1 pseudogene is annotated in these 490 nt (G+C 62.7%); it reads left to right on the top strand.

Features of this window, described 5'->3' with window-relative positions:
• Window positions 1-490 (top strand): annotated as a pseudogene (locus J5M71_RS27615) (histidine kinase); the annotation flags it as partial.

Here is a 490-nt window from a genome sequence, read left to right as displayed (position 1 = left end):
TCATCGAAGACAAGCAATTGCATCGTTACGGCAACTGCCCTGAACCGGAAGAAATTCGCGCGCTGCACAAGTGGTTGCAGGCGCGCGGCGAGCCGGTGTTTGCCAGCCATCACCTGTCCAGCGTTTATCCGCCGGCGGCGCAGTATCAGTCGGTGGCCAGCGGTGTGCTCGCCATGAGCCTGCCCAAGCCAGTGGACAACGGCGTGTTGTGGTTCCGTCCGGAAGTGAAGGAAAACATCAACTGGAGCGGTGACCCGCGCAAGCCGCTGGATCTGGAAAACTCCGACGCCGGGATGCGCTTGCGTCCGCGTACCTCGTTCGAGATCTGGAAGGTCGAGATGGCCGGGATCTCCACCAAGTGGAGCCATGGTGACCGGTTCGCCGCCAATGACCTGCGCCGTTCGGCGCTGGAAAACGATCTGGCCCGTCAGGTACGTCGTGAGCAGGCGGCGGTGCAGGCGCGCGATGATCTGGTGGCGGTGGTTTCCCA

It is taken from the genome of Pseudomonas sp. 43(2021), from assembly GCF_017490805.1.
Classification (GTDB): Bacteria; Pseudomonadota; Gammaproteobacteria; order Pseudomonadales; family Pseudomonadaceae; genus Aquipseudomonas.
This window is presented reverse-complemented; position numbering and strand designations above follow the sequence as displayed.